The 18,851-nt window shown below is 41.2% G+C and carries 20 protein-coding genes; 9 read left to right on the top strand and 11 right to left on the bottom strand.

Going from position 1 to position 18,851, the window contains the following annotated elements; genetic code table 11:
- Positions 1-10: 10 nt before the first annotated feature.
- Positions 11-1,042, bottom strand: a complete 1,032-nt coding sequence (locus tag ACR2F3_RS02935) for an RluA family pseudouridine synthase (RefSeq protein WP_432708485.1) — start codon at positions 1,040-1,042, stop codon at positions 11-13.
- Positions 1,043-1,292: 250 nt separating this feature from the next.
- Between ACR2F3_RS02935 and ACR2F3_RS02930 the strand changes: the two genes are divergently transcribed.
- The 3 genes from ACR2F3_RS02930 to ACR2F3_RS02920 all read left to right on the top strand — a co-directional run bounded on the left by ACR2F3_RS02930 (position 1,293) and on the right by ACR2F3_RS02920 (position 4,098).
- Positions 1,293-2,174, top strand: a complete 882-nt coding sequence (locus ACR2F3_RS02930; RefSeq protein ID WP_432708484.1) for a 1-aminocyclopropane-1-carboxylate deaminase/D-cysteine desulfhydrase — start codon at positions 1,293-1,295, stop codon at positions 2,172-2,174.
- Positions 2,175-2,339: 165 nt separating this feature from the next.
- Complete coding sequence (gene lat / locus ACR2F3_RS02925) at positions 2,340-3,671, top strand: L-lysine 6-transaminase (RefSeq protein ID WP_432708483.1); 1,332 nt, start codon at positions 2,340-2,342, stop codon at positions 3,669-3,671.
- 22 nt (positions 3,672-3,693) lie between these two features.
- The gene (locus tag ACR2F3_RS02920; RefSeq protein ID WP_432708482.1) at positions 3,694-4,098 is read left to right on the top strand and encodes a hypothetical protein; all 405 of its coding nucleotides are present in this window, start codon (positions 3,694-3,696) and stop codon (positions 4,096-4,098) included.
- Here ACR2F3_RS02920 and ACR2F3_RS02915 read toward each other — a convergent pair.
- From ACR2F3_RS02915 to ACR2F3_RS02900, 4 genes are all read right to left on the bottom strand, one after another.
- The gene (locus ACR2F3_RS02915; RefSeq protein ID WP_432708481.1) at positions 4,095-5,456 is read right to left on the bottom strand and encodes an acyl-CoA dehydrogenase family protein; all 1,362 of its coding nucleotides are present in this window, start codon (positions 5,454-5,456) and stop codon (positions 4,095-4,097) included. The genes ACR2F3_RS02920 and ACR2F3_RS02915 overlap by 4 nt on opposite strands.
- A 66-nt stretch (positions 5,457-5,522) precedes the next feature.
- A complete protein-coding gene (bshB1, locus tag ACR2F3_RS02910; protein WP_432708480.1) occupies positions 5,523-6,239 on the bottom strand; it encodes a bacillithiol biosynthesis deacetylase BshB1 in 717 nt (238 codons plus the stop codon).
- A 13-nt stretch (positions 6,240-6,252) separates the two neighbouring features.
- Positions 6,253-6,750: a glutathione peroxidase gene (locus tag ACR2F3_RS02905; protein WP_432708479.1), complete on the bottom strand. Its 498-nt coding sequence runs from the start codon at positions 6,748-6,750 to the stop codon at positions 6,253-6,255.
- Positions 6,751-6,755: 5 nt separating this feature from the next.
- Positions 6,756-7,367: a DUF4294 domain-containing protein gene (locus tag ACR2F3_RS02900; protein WP_432708478.1), complete on the bottom strand. Its 612-nt coding sequence runs from the start codon at positions 7,365-7,367 to the stop codon at positions 6,756-6,758.
- Between the two features lie 151 nt (positions 7,368-7,518).
- Here ACR2F3_RS02900 and ACR2F3_RS02895 point away from each other — a divergent pair, with 151 nt between their 5' ends.
- The 4 genes from ACR2F3_RS02895 (at position 7,519) to ACR2F3_RS02880 (ending at position 12,920) form a co-directional block, all read left to right on the top strand.
- Positions 7,519-9,729 (top strand): RelA/SpoT family protein, encoded by a 2,211-nt coding sequence (locus ACR2F3_RS02895; RefSeq protein ID WP_432708477.1) that lies wholly within the window; start codon positions 7,519-7,521, stop codon positions 9,727-9,729.
- Between the two features lie 62 nt (positions 9,730-9,791).
- The gene (locus tag ACR2F3_RS02890; protein WP_432708476.1) at positions 9,792-10,280 is read left to right on the top strand and encodes a Fur family transcriptional regulator; all 489 of its coding nucleotides are present in this window, start codon (positions 9,792-9,794) and stop codon (positions 10,278-10,280) included.
- A gap of 34 nt (positions 10,281-10,314) precedes the next feature.
- On the top strand, positions 10,315-11,592 hold the full coding sequence (locus ACR2F3_RS02885) for an adenylosuccinate synthase (protein WP_432708475.1): 1,278 nt from the start codon (positions 10,315-10,317) through the stop codon (positions 11,590-11,592).
- Positions 11,593-11,648: 56 nt separating this feature from the next.
- Positions 11,649-12,920: an anthranilate synthase component I family protein gene (locus ACR2F3_RS02880; RefSeq protein ID WP_432708474.1), complete on the top strand. Its 1,272-nt coding sequence runs from the start codon at positions 11,649-11,651 to the stop codon at positions 12,918-12,920.
- Positions 12,921-12,945: 25 nt separating this feature from the next.
- On the opposite strand, the gene ACR2F3_RS02875 is transcribed toward ACR2F3_RS02880, so the two are convergent.
- Genes ACR2F3_RS02875 through ACR2F3_RS02860 form a run of 4 tightly spaced genes read right to left on the bottom strand, consistent with a single transcriptional unit; the run spans position 12,946 to position 15,718 of the window.
- Entirely contained in the window at positions 12,946-13,773 is an 828-nt protein-coding gene (locus ACR2F3_RS02875; protein WP_432708473.1) for a M48 family metallopeptidase, read from the bottom strand.
- A gap of 10 nt (positions 13,774-13,783) precedes the next feature.
- Positions 13,784-14,431 (bottom strand): glycerol-3-phosphate 1-O-acyltransferase PlsY, encoded by a 648-nt coding sequence (plsY, locus tag ACR2F3_RS02870; protein WP_432708472.1) that lies wholly within the window; start codon positions 14,429-14,431, stop codon positions 13,784-13,786.
- A 1-nt stretch (position 14,432) separates the two neighbouring features.
- Positions 14,433-15,275 carry a carboxylating nicotinate-nucleotide diphosphorylase gene (gene nadC / locus ACR2F3_RS02865; RefSeq protein ID WP_432708471.1) on the bottom strand — a complete coding sequence of 281 codons (843 nt, stop codon included), beginning with the start codon at positions 15,273-15,275 and terminating at the stop codon, positions 14,433-14,435.
- Between the two features lie 47 nt (positions 15,276-15,322).
- Positions 15,323-15,718 carry a DUF4783 domain-containing protein gene (locus ACR2F3_RS02860; RefSeq protein ID WP_432708470.1) on the bottom strand — a complete coding sequence of 132 codons (396 nt, stop codon included), beginning with the start codon at positions 15,716-15,718 and terminating at the stop codon, positions 15,323-15,325.
- Between the two features lie 131 nt (positions 15,719-15,849).
- Here ACR2F3_RS02860 and gpmI point away from each other — a divergent pair, with 131 nt between their 5' ends.
- Together gpmI and ACR2F3_RS02850 are read left to right on the top strand one after the other, a co-directional pair.
- Positions 15,850-17,376, top strand: coding sequence for a 2,3-bisphosphoglycerate-independent phosphoglycerate mutase (gpmI, locus tag ACR2F3_RS02855; protein WP_432708469.1), 1,527 nt, complete (start codon positions 15,850-15,852; stop codon positions 17,374-17,376).
- Complete coding sequence (locus tag ACR2F3_RS02850; protein WP_432708468.1) at positions 17,376-17,900, top strand: hypothetical protein; 525 nt, start codon at positions 17,376-17,378, stop codon at positions 17,898-17,900. The genes gpmI and ACR2F3_RS02850 overlap by 1 nt, the downstream gene beginning before the upstream one ends.
- 167 nt (positions 17,901-18,067) lie before the next feature.
- On the opposite strand, the gene ACR2F3_RS02845 is transcribed toward ACR2F3_RS02850, so the two are convergent.
- Together ACR2F3_RS02845 and ACR2F3_RS02840 are read right to left on the bottom strand one after the other, a co-directional pair.
- Complete coding sequence (locus ACR2F3_RS02845; RefSeq protein ID WP_432708467.1) at positions 18,068-18,352, bottom strand: hypothetical protein; 285 nt, start codon at positions 18,350-18,352, stop codon at positions 18,068-18,070.
- Positions 18,321-18,719, bottom strand: coding sequence for a hypothetical protein (locus tag ACR2F3_RS02840; RefSeq protein WP_432708508.1), 399 nt, complete (start codon positions 18,717-18,719; stop codon positions 18,321-18,323). The genes ACR2F3_RS02845 and ACR2F3_RS02840 overlap by 32 nt, the downstream gene beginning before the upstream one ends.
- Positions 18,720-18,851: the final 132 nt, after the last annotated feature.

Raw genomic sequence — 18,851 nt, 5'->3', positions numbered from 1 at the left:
TGGTATCGGGTTATTGCGGCTGTCCTACGTAATTTCTCCATTTATGAAGCACGGCTTCAAAATCACTTGGAAGAGGCGCTTCAAATTCCATGTACTTTTGTGTAGTAGGATGAATAAAACCTAAGGTCTGCGCATGTAAAGCCTGCCGGGGGATCAAATCAAAACAGTTTTGAACAAATTGTTTATATTTAGTAAAGGTCGTTCCTTTTAAAATTTTATCACCTCCGTAGTTGGTGTCACTAAACAATGGATGTCCAATATGCTGCATATGTGCTCTGATTTGATGCGTCCGGCCTGTTTCCAGCTGGCAGCTAATTAAGGTTACATATCCTAAACGCTCTAACACGGTATAATGTGTTACTGACCACTTACCTTTTTCCTCTTCGTCATAAACATCCATGATAATACGATTCTTGGCACTGCGGCCAATATAACCACTTACGGTTCCATCATTTTCCACATCGCCCCATACCAAAGCGAGGTATTTACGGGTGATGGTATGGTCAAAAAACTGTTTGGCCAGTTTAGTCATGGTGATCTCGTTTTTACTGATCAACAGCAAACCTGAGGTATCTTTATCAATACGGTGAACTAAGCCCGGACGGCCTTCATTGCCTGGAAGTTCGGGCAATTGCTCAAAATGGTAAGCCAGCGCATTAACCAGTGTTCCTGTATAGTTATTGTATCCAGGATGTACCACCATACCGGCTTCTTTGTTCACTACCAAAAGGTCTTTATCCTCGTAAACGATATCAATAGGGAGGTTTTCCGGGTAAACTTCCGTATCGCGTGGAGGGTGTGGGAAAACAATGGAAATTTCATCAGCAGGCTTAACCTTATAGCTTGATTTAATTACTTTCTGGTTTACTAAAACGTTACCCGCATCTATCGCATTTTGTATACGATTGCGTGATGCATTCTCCAAACGATGCATTAAAAACTTATCAACCCTTAATAACGACTGACCTTTATCGACAACAATATTAAAATGTTCATATAAATCCTGCTCCTCTAGTTCCGGTCCTGCATTGGTATTTTCCATGCTACAAAACTAATCTTTAACAATTACATATTTAAAAAGAAATTGGCTTACTATTTGTTGACTGCACCATAGGTGTGAAATATTTTGAGCACACCTTAAGCTAGCGGTAGCATCATGTCCAATAGAAAACTATAATCAGATGAAAAAATTAAAACAAAACGTTGTTATCATTCTCAATTTCTTCCCTTATTTAATTAGGAAGATTTACTTTAAGGCTTAATTAGCGGATTTCGATTCTATATTTGCATTAATGTTTGCAAATTATAACAGTCCTCTCCAGCAATTAAGTGATTATGATGCCCTTCGTCTCTGGGTTAAAAGAGACGACTTGATAGATCCCTACATATCAGGCAATAAATGGCGCAAGCTAAAGTACCTCATTCAAAAGGCTATTCGCCTCAACAAATTACACCTGGTTACCTTTGGTGGTGCCTATTCTAACCACCTCGTTGCTACCGCAGCTGCAGCAGCCCGTTCGGGATTTCGCGCTACAGCATTTGTGCGTGGAGAACCTGTAGATAACGAAATGTTATTACTTTGCAAACTCTATGGCATGAAGCTTATTTTCACCAACCGTGAAGAATATAAAAATAAAGCTGCCCTTTTCCAGTCCTTTTTTAAAGATGATCCTGAAGCTTTCTTTATTGATGAAGGTGGCGCATCTGCCGAAGCAGTAAAAGGTTGTGCTGAGATTCTGGATGAATTACCTCCAGATATTGATCACCTGTTTTGTGCTGCAGGTACCGGAACTACCGCTGCCGGATTACTGAAAGGAATAAAGCAACGGAAACTAAAAACACAGCTACATGTGGTGCCTGTGTTACGAGGTGGCGACTTTATTGCCAATGAGATTTATCATTACACCCAGGATGTGGAACAATTACACCTACACACCGACTACCATTTTGGTGGTTATGCCAAAACGCAACCAGAACTGCTAAACTTTATGAAAGCTTTTATTGCCAGGGAAGGTATACTGATTGATCCGGTGTATACCGCTAAAATGTTCTATGCCATTTATGACCTGGCAGGAAAAAATTACTTCCATAAAGAAGAAAAAATTGTTGCCCTGCATACTGGTGGACTACTCGGCATTTTTGGGAAAAAGGAAAAGTTGGAAGAGATTCTTTAAGAATCCAGATTAGGTTTGACATCAGTTGAGCCCATTGTCTATTGCCCGCAGGGCTAAGCAATTTAGCTGGTAAAACTAACATGAAGGGCATTTTACAAACCAATCTCCCACTGCATTTGATTCCTTACCTGTTTTTAGTACATTTGGTTATAACCAAAATAACCTATGTATAAGCTAAACATACCACCGGGAGAAGTTAAAGAAGTACTAAGCAGGCATATTTTAGCTGACGGCTACGACCTTACCTATGATATTGACAAAAGTGAAGGTGCCTATATTTATGATTCAAAGTATGATCGCAGGCTACTTGACTTCTTCACTTGTTTTGCATCGGTTCCATTAGGTTATAACCACCCTAAAATGATCAATGATGAAGCGTTTAAGCATAATTTATTGGCAGCTGCTTTAGCTAACCCATCAAACTCTGATGTTTACACCCAACAATATGCGCAATTTGTAGATACATTTTCAAGGGTGGGGATTCCCTCTTACCTTCCACATGCATTTTTTATTGCAGGAGGTGGTTTAGCGTTGGAAAACGCCATTAAAGTAGCTATGGATTGGAAGGTTCAGAAGAACTTTGGAAAAGGATATAAGGAAGAAAAAGGATTTAAGGTATTACATTTTGAAAAAGCCTTTCACGGACGCACGGGTTACACCTTAAGTTTAACCAACACCCTTCCTGATAAGACTAAATGGTTCGCCAAATTCGACTGGCCAAGGGTATCTGTACCTACGGTAAAGTTTCCTTTAGAAGGGGAGAATTTAAGTGTTGCTGAAAGTACCGAAGCGCATTCCATTGATCAAATCAAAGCGGCATTTGCTAACCATAAAGACGATATTTGTGCCATACTTGTAGAACCGATACAATCGGAGGGTGGTGACAATCACTTAAGAGAAGAGTTTCTTATTCAGCTGAAAAGGCTTGCTGATGAGAATGACGCTTTCTTAATTTACGATGAAGTACAAACAGGCGTTGGCTTAACAGGAAAATTCTGGTGCTATGAGCATTTTAGTGAAAAAGCACGACCGGATATTGTGGCATTTGGTAAAAAAATGCAGGTTTGCGGTATCCTTGTTGGAGATAAAGTAGACCAGGTGGAAAACAATGTATTCCGTGTTCCGTCCAGAATCAACTCTACCTGGGGAGGAAACCTGGTAGACATGGTGCGGGCCACTCAGATATTGCAGATTATAGAAGAAGACAAGCTTTGTGAGAATGCGGCTAGTATGGGAGCATACCTAAAAAAGAACCTGGAAACACTTGCTCAGAAATACGATATTATGGGAAATGTGCGTGGTAAAGGATTGTTGTGTGCATTTGACTTCCCTGAAAAGAAAATGAGGGATGCATTTCTACAAAAAGGGATGGAAAATAATGTGATGTTTTTGGGCTGTGCAAATCAGACTATCCGGTTCCGTCCGGCGTTATGTATTGAAAAAAAGCATATAGACGAAGGAATGGCGGTTATGGAAGATATATTACCTACATTATAAAAGAAAGAATAAGTAAATAAAAATGAGTAGAACAAATGTGATCCTGGGTTTGGGGGTGTTGTTATTAGTGGGCTGGATGTTAAAGGGAACATTTTTTCAACCGGGTATCGACGATTTGAAGGGTGAATTTAAAGAAGTAACCCGTTATAGAAATGGGAATAACACAGGCCCCGTTCAATATGTATTTATTGTAACGGTGAAAGATCCTGAAAACGCAGAAATGGAGAAATACGGTAACTTTATGCCTCACCATAAAGGTGGAAACACCAAAGTGTATTATTTCCTTGAGGGAGGACCCACTCCTGCTGAAGCCTTCCCAGGCGATGTTAATTTTGATCCGTCGTACAACGAGGCATGCATAGCTCTATATGAAAAAAGTGCTATGGGCAACACCAGCCTGGTTAGCAACCCATTTAACGAGCATTAAACAAAGGCAGAGAACCCCGTAATGGCTCTGCCTACAATTAAAGAGTTTATTTCTTTTGTTCCTTCATAGGAATAAATTGCTTCTGCGTCGGCCACGAAACGGGCTACATCATAATCCAATAAGATACCGTTACCGCCCATCACTTCCCTGGCCCTGCTTACCACGTCTCTGGTTTTCATGGAACAAAACACCTTCGCCAGAGAAGCATGTTCATCGGTTAACAGCCCCTGGTCCTGAAGCTGCGACAATCGGAAACATAGGGTTTGCATGGCGGTTAGATTAGACAACATCTCGACCAGGTGATTCTGAATTAGCTGGAAGGACGCGATGGGCCTTCCAAACTGCTTACGGGTTTGTGTATAAGCAAGGGCACTTTCATAGGCACCCCGTGCACATCCCACTGCTTGCCAGGCTACACCTGCACGGGTCATCTGTAATACTTTTGCGGTATCTTTAAAGGAATTGGCTTCCTGCAGACGGTCCGCCTCGTCTACTTCACAGTTGGTTAAAGTAATCAGACCGTTCTGCACAATTCGTAGCGCCATTTTATCCATCATCTTTTCTACGGCGATGCCTTTATTACCTTTACGCACCAGAAATCCCTTCACCTGATTATCATCCAAGTCTCTTGCCCAAATAATTGTTACGTCTGAGAATGTAGCATTACCTATCCATTTTTTCTGCCCGTTTAAAATCCATTTGCTTCCCACCCTTTTGGCCGTTGTTGTTAATCCGCCCGCAGCGGCAGATCCCACTTCCGGTTCTGTAAGACCAAAGGCGCCAATGGTTTTAAACTGTTGCATGGAAGGCAGCCATTCCTGTTTCTGCGCTTCTGAGCCTAACAAATAAATTGAGCCCATGGCCAGGCCACTTTGCACACCGAAGAAGGTAGAAATGGAAGTGTCTACCCTGGCCATTTCCATGGCCAGCATGCCCTCCATTAAATTGGAACGGTTAGGGCAACCGTAACCTCTGTAGGTAAGGCCGCAGATATTTAATTCGGCAATTTTTGGGATCAGCTCAAACGGAAATTCTGCTTTAAGCCAGTATTGATTGACTATCGGTTTAACTTCTTTTTCCAGGAAGGCACGCACCTTTAATTGCAGTGCGCGGTCCTCGTCTTTGAGCGCTTCATCACCGAGATGATAAAAATCACCTTCCACAGGAGGGAGCACACGTTCTTTAGGTGTACGGTCCAGCATCTTCATTAATCCCTGGAGTTGATTGTCGTCAAGGTGGGCAAAGGAATTGACAACTTTAGGTAAATCAACTTTCTTTGAGAGCGCACCCAGGGTATCGAAATCAATGCTCCTGAAGAGGGTAATGGCGTTTTTAATATTTGAAAATATATTAGACATAGTTTGCTGTTTAGTTTAAAAACAGCAAACACGCATTTTTGTTAGGTATTTAACGCAAATACTGGGCTATCTAAGCTGAAACAAGTCATCTACGCCCAAAAGCTTTCTCGAGGTAAAACCTTCGCCAAAAGTAGCACCAATGGATTTACCAAATTCCCTGGCTCTACCAATAACACTTTCAAAAAATTCGGGCGAAGAGATATAGGTCTCCTGTTCATGTACATCAGGGTTATAAAACTGCGTTTTAAATGCTTTAATAGACGCCAGTTTAGTATCCATGTGTTCAGTGATGTCAATAATAATATCGGGCTTGATATAACGGTCCTGAATGAACTGGAATATCAATCTTGGGCGAGTGGCAATTTGTTGTACCCCGTCTAACTCAGTTTTTACTTTTGGTAAACCCGCTAAAAAACAAGCGTCGTTGACTAAATCTCCGGAGCGACCATGATCTGGATGCCTGTCGTGCAGGGCATTGCTTAAAACAATTTCCGGCTGGTATTTACGAATCATCTTAACCACCTCCAGTTGATGTTCTTCGTCATTTCTGAAAAAACCATCCTTAAACCGCAGGTTCTCCCGGGCATGTACGCCTAATAATTTGGCCGAAGCCATGGCCTCTTCGTCTCTGGTTTCCGCAGTACCGCGGGTACCAAGTTCTCCCCTGGTTAAATCGACGATACCGACTTTTTTGCCAGCTGCAATATGTTTTAATATGGTGCCTGAACATCCTAATTCTGCATCATCAGGATGTACAGCAAACACGAGTAGATCTAATTTCATTGTTTAAGGTAGATTATAGCAAGCGTTGTATCCTCTTTTTTACTTTAGAGGACAATGGCTTGGTAAATGGGAAGAAATAATCGACGACTTCTCCCCTTTTGTTAATTAAATATTTATGAAAGTTCCACCTGGGGGTAGACTTTAAATTACCGTTCAGCTTAATATCACTTAGGAATTTGTATAAAGGATGAGCCATGTCGCCCCGTACCATAATCTTCTCAGATACCGGAAACTCTACGCCATAATTCAACTTACAAAATTCTGTGATCTGATCACCGTCCAAAGGCTCCTGGCGGCCAAAATCGTTAGATGGAAAGGCAAGGACCTCAAATCCCTGATCTTTAAACTCTTCTCGAAGTACCTGAAGCTCGTTCAGTTGGGGCGCGAATCCACAACCGGAGGCAATATTTACAATAAGCAAAACTTTATTCTGGTATTCGAACAGGTTCTTCTCGGAACCGTCAAGGAATTTCACCTTAAACTGATGGATACTTTTAGGGTTTTTTGTCATTAGTTTTATTGGTAATACCCGGATGAAATGATAATCGACTCTATATCCCGTTCTTCACGGGGATTATACGTGCTCTTTAAGTCATGGCCTACAACCCTGGCAACAGATTGATACAAAAACGCCTTCACCCCCCCTTTGTTTTGCTTAACTATATCATACGTTGTCCTTCCAAGCTCCCGATCAACTAATTTGGTTAATATCCTACCCTGGGTAATGGTAAGTTCCTTGATTTCTTTATTAAACATCTGCTTAATCTCTTCATCGCATTGTTTAACAAGCTTCTTTTGTTCTTTTTTATCAGCTGTTACAGCCAGATCGCGCTCCAATTGCTCGTAACGTCGTTTTGCATACATGGCATAGGGCATTACCTTGAGTACATTATAGCGCAGACGGTTAAAGGCAGCCCTTTCTTGTGGAGACTTAAATATCCGAGCCCCATAAATGACCACCTCATTCAATGGAATCCAGGGAATCAACTCCCCGTCAACATTTGTTGAAGCGACCCTTATGGTGTCATTTTTTCCCATCTCGGGTAATTTATAGGGTTTATCCTGAGCATAAACTTGAACTCCCACAATAATGACATTAAGCAGAATGATTAACCTATAAAATTTCATAAATTTATACCGCCGCAAAGTTAAAGCATTTTTATATATTCGGATCCATCCGAACTGCCAATTTTGTAATTGGAATATCAGATAAAACGCTATTAAATTCAATATAGCGCTTTAACGCAAAGCAAGTTATATTATTACGAAAATAATACAAATGAAGAACACATTGGTCATTGATCTGGAAGCAGAAAAGCAGGAAATATTAAAGCGTTACAGGGCGCTCTTGCGGGCTTGCAAGCCAACTATGCAGAAGGGGGATAAAAAGGAAATCAGAAAGGCATTTGACATGGCTTTAGAAAGCCATAAGAACATGAGGCGTAAATCTGGTGAACCTTATATCTACCACCCTATTGCTGTGGCGCAAATTGCCGCCGAAGAGATTGGCCTGGGTACTACTTCCATAGTATGCGCCCTGCTGCATGATGTGGTTGAAGATACCGACCTTACCCTGGAAGATATTGAGAGAGAGTTTGGAAAGAAAACCGCGAAGATTATAGACGGTTTAACTAAGATTTCGGGGGTTTTCGATTATAACAGCAGTTTACAAGCTGAGAACTTCAGAAAAATGCTGCTTACACTGGCTGATGATGTCAGGGTAATTCTGATTAAACTCGCCGACCGCTTACATAACATGCGGACCATGGATTTCATGCCTAGACACAAGCAGCTTAAGATTGCGTCAGAAACGATTTATTTATACGCTCCACTGGCTCACCGTTTAGGCTTATATGCAATCAAGTCTGAATTGGAAGACCTTTCCATGAAATACTTAGAACCAGACACGTACAAGTATATTGCCACCCAACTTAATGAGAAAAAGGCGGAACGAAACCTGTTTATTAAACAATTTGTAGAGCCTATTAAAGAAATATTAGCAGAGCAAGGCCTTACCGCCGACATCTTTGGACGTCCGAAATCAATTCATTCCATTTGGAACAAAATGAAAAAGAAAAATATACCTTTTGAAGAGGTATACGATCTTTTTGCCATCAGGATTATCCTGGATAGCCCACCGGAACAAGAAAAAGCGGATTGCTGGAAAGCTTATTCCATTGTAACGGACCTGTACCGCCCAAACCCCGACCGCTTACGTGACTGGGTTTCATCGCCAAAAGGGAATGGTTACGAGTCATTACACACTACCGTAATGGGACCAAAAGGCCAATGGGTGGAAGTGCAGATTCGCACGCAACGCATGAATGAAATTGCAGAAAAGGGTTTTGCCGCACATTGGAAGTATAAAGAGTCCAGTAACGACAATGGTTTGGACCAATGGATTATGAAAGTGCGTGAGATGCTAAACAATCCCGAAGCCAATGCATTAGACTTCCTTGACGACTTTAAGATGAACTTGTTCTCTGATGAGATCTTCATCTTTACCCCCAAAGGCGCTTTGTTGCAATTGCCTTTGGGTGCAACTGCATTAGATTTTGCCTTTGAAATCCATACCGATGTAGGTGCCCATTGTATCGGTGCAAAAGTGAACCATAAACTGGTGCCTTTATCGCACAAGCTTCAAAATGGCGACCAGGTAGAAATCATTACATCAGGTAAACAAGTTCCAAAAGAAGATTGGTTAAATATTGTTGTAACGGCAAAAGCGAAGTCGAAAATTAAATCTTCTTTAAAAGAGGAAAAAAGAAAGATTGCTGAGCAGGGCAAAGAGATTCTGGAACGCAAGTTAAAATCACTAAAAATAACATACAATACTGATAACCTGAATAAGTTAAGCTACTTCTTTAAGTTGCCTTCTACGCAGGATTTATTTATTAGTATCGCCCAGGGAAAGATTGAATTAAAAGACCTGAAGGATTACCTGGCGGCAGAAAAAGAAATTGAGAACCGCAGCAGTACAGAGAAAACTGAGCAACAGCAGATTGATCACTTATTGAGCCGGGTAAAGGGCCCTGAATCAGATACTTTACTTATTGGCGAAGATTTGCAGAAAATCGATTACACCCTTGCTGCATGTTGCAACCCAATACCTGGCGATGATGTGTTTGGATTTGTTACAGTAAGTGAGGGCATTAAAATCCACAGGACCAATTGTCCGAATGCGGCGCAACTTATGGCCAACTATGGCTATCGCATAGTTAAAGCAAAATGGAACAGTCAGAAAGAAGTAACTTTCTTAACGGGACTTCATATTATCGGTATAGACGATGTGGGCTTAATTAACAACATTACGAAAGTAATTTCTAACGACTTTAAAGTAAACATGCGTTCTATCACTGTAGATACGGATAATGGCATTTTCGATGGGTCAATAATGATATATGTGAATGACAAAGATCATTTAGACAAGCTGATTGAAAACCTGTTGGAAGTGCGTGGTGTAACCGGAGTGACACGATTTGACGCCTAAATGTTGGATTTTGTCACAAGGTTAATTTAAAAAATGGTACCTTTGAAAGGAGTTTGAAAACTATGTCTACAAATCACAACAGCGAACTGGTTAGAAAAATATTTGAGGCCTATCTGGAAAATAAAGCCCTTAGGAAAACACCCGAACGTTTTGCTATACTGGAAGAAATCTACTCAAGAGATGATCATTTTGATGTAGAGACTCTTTATATCCATATGAAAAACCAAAAGTACCGCGTAAGCAGGGCTACGGTTTATAATACCTTGGAATTATTGGTATCCTGCGACCTGGTAACAAAACATCAGTTTGGGAAAAACATGGCTCAGTTTGAGAAATCATATGGCTACCACCAGCATGACCACATCATCTGTATCGATTGCGGCAAGGTAGTGGAGTTTTGTGATCCTCGTATTCACCAGATACAAAGCATGGTAGGTGAATTGCTTAAATTCGACATCAAACACCATTCTTTAAATCTTTATGGCGTTTGCTTTGACTGCAAAGCGAAGTCTACGGCCAATCAAAACGCAGAAATACAACATGCAAGTTAATCTATTCAATTATAATCTTTCTTAATATAACATAATGACGCAAGTAGATGTGCTTCTTGGCCTACAATGGGGCGACGAGGGCAAAGGTAAAATTGTTGACGTTTTAAGTCCGCAATATGATTTGATCGCTCGTTTCCAGGGTGGACCAAATGCTGGCCATACTTTAGAATTTGATGGCAAAAAGTTTGTTCTTAATACGATTCCATCAGGTATTTTCAATGAAAAAACCATGAATCTGATCGGCAATGGAGTAGTGATTGATCCAATTATCCTCAAAAGGGAACTTGATAATTTGAAAGCTGCAGGACATGATCCAGTGGCAAAAGGAAAACTGGTACTTGCCCGTAAAGCGCACCTGATTTTACCAACACACCAATTGCTGGATGCTGCCAATGAGCAGAAAATGGGTAAAGATAAAATCGGTTCTACGTTAAAAGGTATCGGACCGACTTATATGGATAAAACCGGCCGTAACGGTCTCCGTGTTGGAGATACAACATTACCGGACTTTAAAGAACGTTACAACAAATTGGTAGAGAAGCACAAGGAAATGCTTTCTCACTTTAATTTTGAATTTGACCTTGCCGAAAAAGAAGCTGCTTTCTTCGAAGCGATTGAGTTTATCAAATCAATCCCTCATGTAGATAGCGAGCACTTTGTAAATGGGTATTTAAAAGAAGGTAAAAAAGTTTTAGCAGAAGGTGCTCAGGGAACCTTATTGGATATTGATTTCGGTTCTTATCCTTTTGTTACCTCGTCTAATACGACAACAGCTGGTGCTTGTACTGGTTTGGGTATAGCTCCAAATAGAATTGGCCATGTATATGGTATTTTCAAAGCTTATTGCACCCGTGTAGGTGGCGGACCTTTTCCGACAGAACTTGATGATGAAGTTGGCGAAAGCCTTCGCCAGATAGGTCATGAATTTGGTGCTACTACTGGAAGAGCACGTCGTTGTGGTTGGATCGACATACCAGCCCTTAAATATGCCATTATGCTTAATGGCGTAACTGAGTTGATTATGATGAAAGCAGACGTACTTGATGGTTTTGATACCATTTATGCCTGCACACATTATGAATATAACGGCGAAACCATTGATTATATGCCATATGACATCATTTCCGTTAAACCAACGCCGGTTTTAAAAGCGATTGATGGCTGGAAAACTGATGTAACTAAAGTAACTAAAGTGGACGAAATTCCTGCAAACTTAAGTGCTTACATCGCATTCCTTGAGAAAGAACTGGAAGTTCCGGTAAAATACCTATCTGTAGGGCCGGATCGTACGCAGACTTTAGAACTTAATTAAGCAAGCTCCTAGTTTAACAGATCATATAAGGCGGCTAAAACCGCCTTTTTTGTTTTATGAACATCAACGATCCAATTATTAAGGCTAAAGCACTGCAGTGGGCGGATGGCTTTGACGTCTGTTGTATATTGGATAACAACCAATACGAAGGCAACCCCTACCATGCTTATGACCTCCTGATAGCAGCCGGTGTAAAAACTGACGTCCAGGCCTCCTGTGGAAATGCATTCAGCACCCTGAAAGCTTTCTATGAAGAATCTCCTGACTGGATGTTTGGCTTGTTGAGTTATGAACTGAAAAACGAAACCGAAGCCCTCCAATCTAATAATCCTGACGAACTCCACTTCCCCGACCTCTATTTTTTTAGACCTTTATACCTTATTGCGTTTAAAGATGGGGTCACAGAAGTTTTAATTGGTCATCCTGCCGTTCTGGAAGATATTACTGCAACCGTTTTAAGCTCAGAAGAGCCACACAACGATATTTACATAAGGCCAAAAATGAGCAAGGAAACTTATTTGCGGCAGGTAGAGATGCTGCAGGAACATATTCAGAAAGGTGATTGTTACGAAGTGACTTTCTGCCAGGAGTACCGTGCATCTTCAGTAAAAATTAACCCTTTAGCCACCTTTAAACGGCTTAACGACATCTCTCCCGCCCCCTTTGCCAGTTATTTTAAAATCAAAGACCGGTACATTTTATCCGCCAGTCCGGAGCGTTTCCTTTGCAAACGCGGACAGCAACTCATATCACAGCCCATTAAAGGAACTACCAGGCGAAGTACAGACCCTGTAATAGACGAACAACTACGTCAGCAGCTGAAAAACAACCTCAAAGAGCAAACAGAAAATGTAATGATCGTAGACCTGGTGCGTAATGACCTGACAAAGAGTGCCAGACGGGGGACCGTGAAGGTAACCGAGCTTTTTGGTATTTACAGCTTTCCTCAGGTTCACCAGATGATCTCTACGGTTCAAAGCGAATTACAAACTGGTGTCCATTTTATAGATGCTTTAAAAAATACCTTTCCGATGGGATCAATGACCGGTGCACCAAAGATAAGGGCCATGCAGCTTATCGATAAATATGAACACAGTAAGCGAGGGGCTTATTCAGGCTCAGTAGGTTATATTACACCAATGGGCAACTTCGATTTCAACGTTCTAATTCGCACACTTTTATACCAGGCAAGCAGCGGATACCTTTCTTTTCAAGTAGGCGGTGCCATCACTTATGGATCTGATGCAGAGAGTGAATATAATGAATGCCTGCTCAAAGCGTCAGCATTGTTGCAAACGCTAAAAGGGCTGCCTAAGCAACCCTTTTAAGTATATATCTAGAAATAAAGCGAGGTTATTTTACCGGTTTGCCAGTTGTCGATTTAAAATATTTTTGAGCTTCTGGCAGATCTCTTTGAATCTGTGCGATCCGCGTGGCATCAGCAGGGTGAGTACTTAAAAACTCAGGTGGTTTCTGGCTTCCTGAACTGGCCGCAGCCATACGTTGCCAAAATGCTACTGCGTTGGTAGGATCGTATCCGGCCATAGACATAAAAATTAACCCAAGGTGATCGGCCTCTAATTCCTGTGTTCTGGAGTTAGGTAATATCGCTCCAGCCTGTGCACCTATACCATAAATCGTATTGATCATTTGTTGTGTGCCTGCTGATTTGCCTGAAGTGGCTACACCAATCAAACCACCACCTAATTCTGCTGCAGCAGCTCTCGATGCACGTTCAGACGAGTGCTTAGCTACCGCATGCGCAATTTCATGGCCCATAACCGTTGCTAAACCAGCATCATCCTTTGTGATAGGTAGAATCCCTGTATAAATAGCTACTTTCCCACCTGGCATACACCAGGCGTTAATGTCTTTACTATCTATTAAATTGAATTCCCAATTGAATCCTTTAATATCATCACCATAACCGTTTGCATTCATGTATTTTGTTACGGCAGCGGCTATTTTTTGCCCAACTTGTTTAACCCTAGTGGCATCGGCATTATTAATCACCTTTGTGGAAGGATCTTTAAGCAGTGCAGTATAACTTTGCGCTGCAGCATTCTGCATTTCGCTTTCACTCACAATACTTAATTGTCTACGACCAGTTAAAGGAACGGTAGAACATGAATGCAGGGTAACCATAGCTACAACAACACCCAATAACTGAATTTTTTTCATGGATAGTTTATTAATCTTTTTTTCTTTTAAACAGGTATACCTTAGATTCTTTGCCTTTTAAAAGTCGTTCGAGGTTTTTCTGGTGAGTAACCAATACGAGTACACATACGCACATACTGTATAAAACCTCTGACCTGATGGTTGAATGAAACAGAAATACAATTCCCAGCGGGAACGCGAAGCCAGCACAAATGGAGCTTAGCGAAACGTATTTCGTAGTGAGCAAAACAACCAAAAAGACAAGAACACAAAGCATCGCTGCTGGAAAGTTAACTGCTAAAATCATTCCAAAAAGAGTAGCGACCCCTTTTCCCCCTCTAAAACCGGCAAAAACAGGGAATAAGTGCCCAAGAACAGCCGCTAAACCTAAAGCAAGCTGGTAGTTAATAAACTGGGAAGAATTCTGAGGTCCGGTAACTGAAAGACCTATAAAATAGGCAAGTTTCGTTGCAGTAAAACCTTTCAGGATATCGATTGTCATTACCGCAATGCCCGCTTTTTTACCTAAAACCCTGAATGTATTAGTTGCGCCAGCGTTACCGCTTCCATATTCGCGTACATCAACACCATAAAAAGCTTGGCCGAGCCAAACAGCTGTAGGGATGGAACCAAACAGATAGGCTAAAATAACCGCCGAGATAGAATAGATAGACAACATTCTAGTAAGCCTTTAAACTCATATCTAAACTTTTTACGGAATGCGTTAATGCACCCATGGAAATGTAATCCACGCCACACGATGCATACTGCGTGATATTTTCTTCAACAATACCTCCGGAAGCTTCAGTTTCGTAACGATGGTCGATAAGTCTCACTGCCATGGTCAAATCATCGAATTTAAAATTATCCAGCATAATTCGGTTAACGTTTCCTGTATTCAGTACCTGTTGGAGTTCGTCAAGATTTCTTACTTCTATTTCAATTTTCAAATCTCTTGCTGTCTCCTTTAAATAAGAATTTGCTGCATTTATAGCAGCTGCGATACCACCTGCATAATCAACATGATTATCCTTAATCATGATCATATCATATAAGCCTATGCGATGATTTACCCCCCCGCCTATTCTTACAGCCCACTTTTCCAGATAACGTAGTCCGGGTGTTGTTTTACGGGTATCGAGAACCTGTGTTTTATAAGGTTGCAGTAATTTAACAATGCGCTGTGTGGTGCTGGCAATGCCACTCATACGCTGCATGCAGTTTAGAATCAAACGTTCAGCTAATAAGATCGAATGCGTACTACCGGATACCGTGAAGGCGATATCGCCATAATTAATTGCGGCACCGTCTTCCAAGAATATTTCTGTCTGTAAAGTCGGGTCTATGTGATTGAATATTTCCTGCGCCAATGATACCCCGGCGAGGACTCCCGGTTCCTTAATAAGAAGCTTTGCTTTACCTTGAGACCCTGAGGGAATGGTAGATAAGGAGGTATGATCTCCATCGCCTAAGTCTTCTGCTATTGCATTTTTTATAAATAGATCTATAAGTTGCTTGTCCAAATCTTCAATTTTAAACCAAAAATAGCATTTTTACCGCTAATGTTTAATTATTTCTCGGGATCAATTCTAAGTTCAGTAATTAAAAAAGCGTTGTTGGCCTTTTTTGAAGTAATGGACACCCTGTATCTACCTTGACGGGTTTCCAGGTTCAATATTCCAAACCTAAGATTCGGATTGGTATTAATTTGGTGAACTATTGTAGCGTTAGTAGCATAATGTTTTACAAAAAAATCTCTCAGAATTTGTTCTGCCTGTGCTTTTGAATACACATCTCCGTTATTAGTGATGCTTAACTCTACAGTAGAGTTAAAATTTTTAGCGATCTCCCTGGAATTTCCAGACTTGAAAAACATCGACATATCCGCTATGAAATCACCCTGGATGATACCTGGGGGAAGAAAAGGAGATATGATGATGAGAAGCGGAAACAAAAATCTGAACATGACTAAAAATATTTAAAAATATATAACATAAAGTATGCCACTTACAAACGATTAATTATAATTAAGTGGCCTGAGAAAGGCTAATACGCTTATATTTGTTTATTACTATACAACAATTTAAAACACGTTTGATGGAAGATAAAAAAGTAATGCTCCTTATTCTGGATGGATGGGGATATGGTAACCGCGATGAGTCGGATGCCGTTTATATGGCTAACACACCTTTTTTTGATAGTTTACTTCAGAAATATCCTAATTCGAAGTTAGAAGCATCGGGTGAAGCCGTAGGCTTGCCTGTTGGCCAAATGGGGAATTCAGAAGTTGGACACATGAACCTGGGTGCCGGCAGAGTGGTTTACCAGGAATTGGGCCGCATCAACAAGGCCATATCTGATCGTTCTCTCTTCAGTAACAATTCCTTATTAGCTGCTTTTAATTACGCCAAATCAAATAATAAAGCCGTTCACTTCATTGGTTTACTTTCCGATGGCGGTGTACATGCGCATATTAATCACCTTAAAGCCCTTTGTGATGCCGCCGATGAACAAGGACTTAAAAATGTATTTGTTCATGCTTTTATGGATGGTCGCGACACCGATCCCAATGGTGGTGTAGGTTATGTAAATGACCTTCAACAACATTTGCAGGCGAAGCAATCTTCGGCTCAACTGGCTACATTAATTGGTCGCTATTATGCCATGGATCGTGATTCTCGCTGGGAAAGGGTTAAAAAAGCTTACGACCTGCTTACAAAAAACGTAGGTGAGTTTGTACACAGTGCAACTGAAGCATTACAAAAATCATATAACGATGGCATCACAGATGAATTTATTAACCCACTGGTGTTAACAAAAGCCGATGGAAGCCCTATTGCTCATATACAAGATGGTGATGTAGTTATCTGCTTTAATTACCGCACAGACCGTGGCCGTGAAATCACCTCAGCCTTATGCCAGAAAGACTATCCGGAGTATGGTATGCATAAATTGAATTTACATTACCTCACCATGACAGCATACGATGAAAACTTCGAAAATGTACAGGTGATGTTCACCAAAGATGATCTTACAGACACATTGGGTGAAGTACTTGCTAAACACCATAAAAATCAAATTAGGATAGCAGAGACTGAAAAGTATCCTCATGTTACATTTTTCTTTTCCGGAGGCAGAGAGCTTGTTTTTGAAAACGAAAAACGTATCATGATCCCTTCGCCCAAAGTGCCTACTTACGACCTGCAGCCAGAGATGAGTGCTTATGGCATTACTGCAGCCATTCTAGAAGAACTGGAGATTGGATGGGCTGATTTCATTTGTTTGAATTTTGCTAACCCCGATATGGTGGGTCATACTGGTGTATTTGACGCCGTGGTAAAAGCGGTGGAAACCACCGACCGTTGTGCCGAAGCGGTTGTGACTAAAGGGCTGGAACATGGCTATGCTTTTATTATTCTTGCCGATCACGGGAATGCCGAATATATGTTAAACAATGATGGGTCAATAAATACAGCCCATACTACCAATCTGGTACCCTGCATCTTAGTAGGAACAGCGTATAAACACCTGGCTGATGGCAAATTAGGCGATGTTGCTCCTACCATCCTCAAGATCATGGGCATCGAGAAGCCTGAAATCATGACTGGTAATTCTTTAGTATAATGCATAGAAATTTTGGTTTATTTATCACGGTTCTCCTTTTTTCATCCTGTGAGCCTTCTGTTCCGAAAGGGATGGCCCCAGACCCATACTTTGATTTAAAAGGTTATATCGAAAAGGAAGTAAACCGGTTACAACAAATTAACCCAACGGTAGACAAAACCGTTACGGTAAATAACCAGTCGGAGCGTAAAGAATTAAAAATTGCAAACTGGACAGATGAACTTGCGGTATTTTCAGACGCAGACATTAATAAGTCTGCCTGGCAGGGGTTATTTGAAGTGACGAAGAATGACTCCCTTGAAACTTACCGCAGCAACGACGACAAGGTGTTTGTGAAATTGCTTCAAGTGGAACGTAAAAATAAGGAAGTAACCGGAATAACCATCTTGCTAAGGACCAAGAATTACCTCTATCAATCCACCGATACCCTGAGTTATTATCCCGATAGCTCGTATGAAATCAGGAAACAACAGCATATCAAATTGCTGAACCCAAAACAATACCGCATTAGCGGGAAGCTTTAAAAACAACAGCCTGCATTGACTTATGATGCAGGCTGTTTTGTTTCGTTACAATTGTTATTAGTGCTATGTAGCGGTAATAATCGCCTTGGTTAACCTGCATTTTAGTTTACAAGTGATATTACAAAGCAGATTGAGAAGTTCAGATAATAAGCTATTTAAAACTTATATTACTTTAAGCTGGTTACCTGCGCCTTCACATAGTCCATAAGCGAGATAATGTCTTTACGTTGAGGCTGGATCACTAGAATTTTCTGGAAATCGCTCAGTGCATTGTTAAATAACGAAATGCAAGCTGTTTTTTCTGCTTTCTTTTTAATTTTATAAGATTTAAAGATTGCATAATCCTTGTACGTAATCCCCCTGTTTTGCAACAGTTGCGCATCTTCTTCGCCATTTAACTCAATAGCTTTGGAAAAATCCTTAATCGCCGACATGTAGAAATTGTCGCGCATTGTATTTAAACTTCATCTGCTGGTAGCTGGTTCCATAACGCATCAAGGTTTCCAGAAAAGGTTCTCCCTTAGGGCCCGGCACAAAGAACTGTTCGCGCCGGATGCCGGGAGCAAAGCAGTCGAAGGCTCCACTCATGGCCAGACATTCCATTCCACTCCTCTTCAGGGCATTCATAGAAACCCTTTGTACGAAATCGTAGATGGAGGTAAATTCACCATTCTGTTCGCGTTCCAGGATTACGGCTTCTGCGGCTGCCGACCCCAGTCCCTTTATGGCTGCCAATCCGAAACGGACATCCCCTCCGGGGTCCACACTGAACTTGCGTCGACTATGGTTGACATCCGGTCCCAGACAGGAGATGCCCATCGCCTTGCACTCGCTCATCAGCTTCGTGATTTCCGTTATGTTGTCCAGGTTTCGACTCATATTCGCCGCCATGTATTCCGCGGGGAAGTTCGCTTTCAAGTAGGCCGTCTGATAGGCCACCCACGAATAGCA

This window comes from Pedobacter sp., from assembly GCF_045627485.1.
In the GTDB taxonomy this organism is placed as follows: domain Bacteria; phylum Bacteroidota; class Bacteroidia; order Sphingobacteriales; family Sphingobacteriaceae; genus Pedobacter.
Note: the sequence above shows the minus strand (reverse complement) of the source record. Positions and strands in the feature narration are given on the sequence as shown.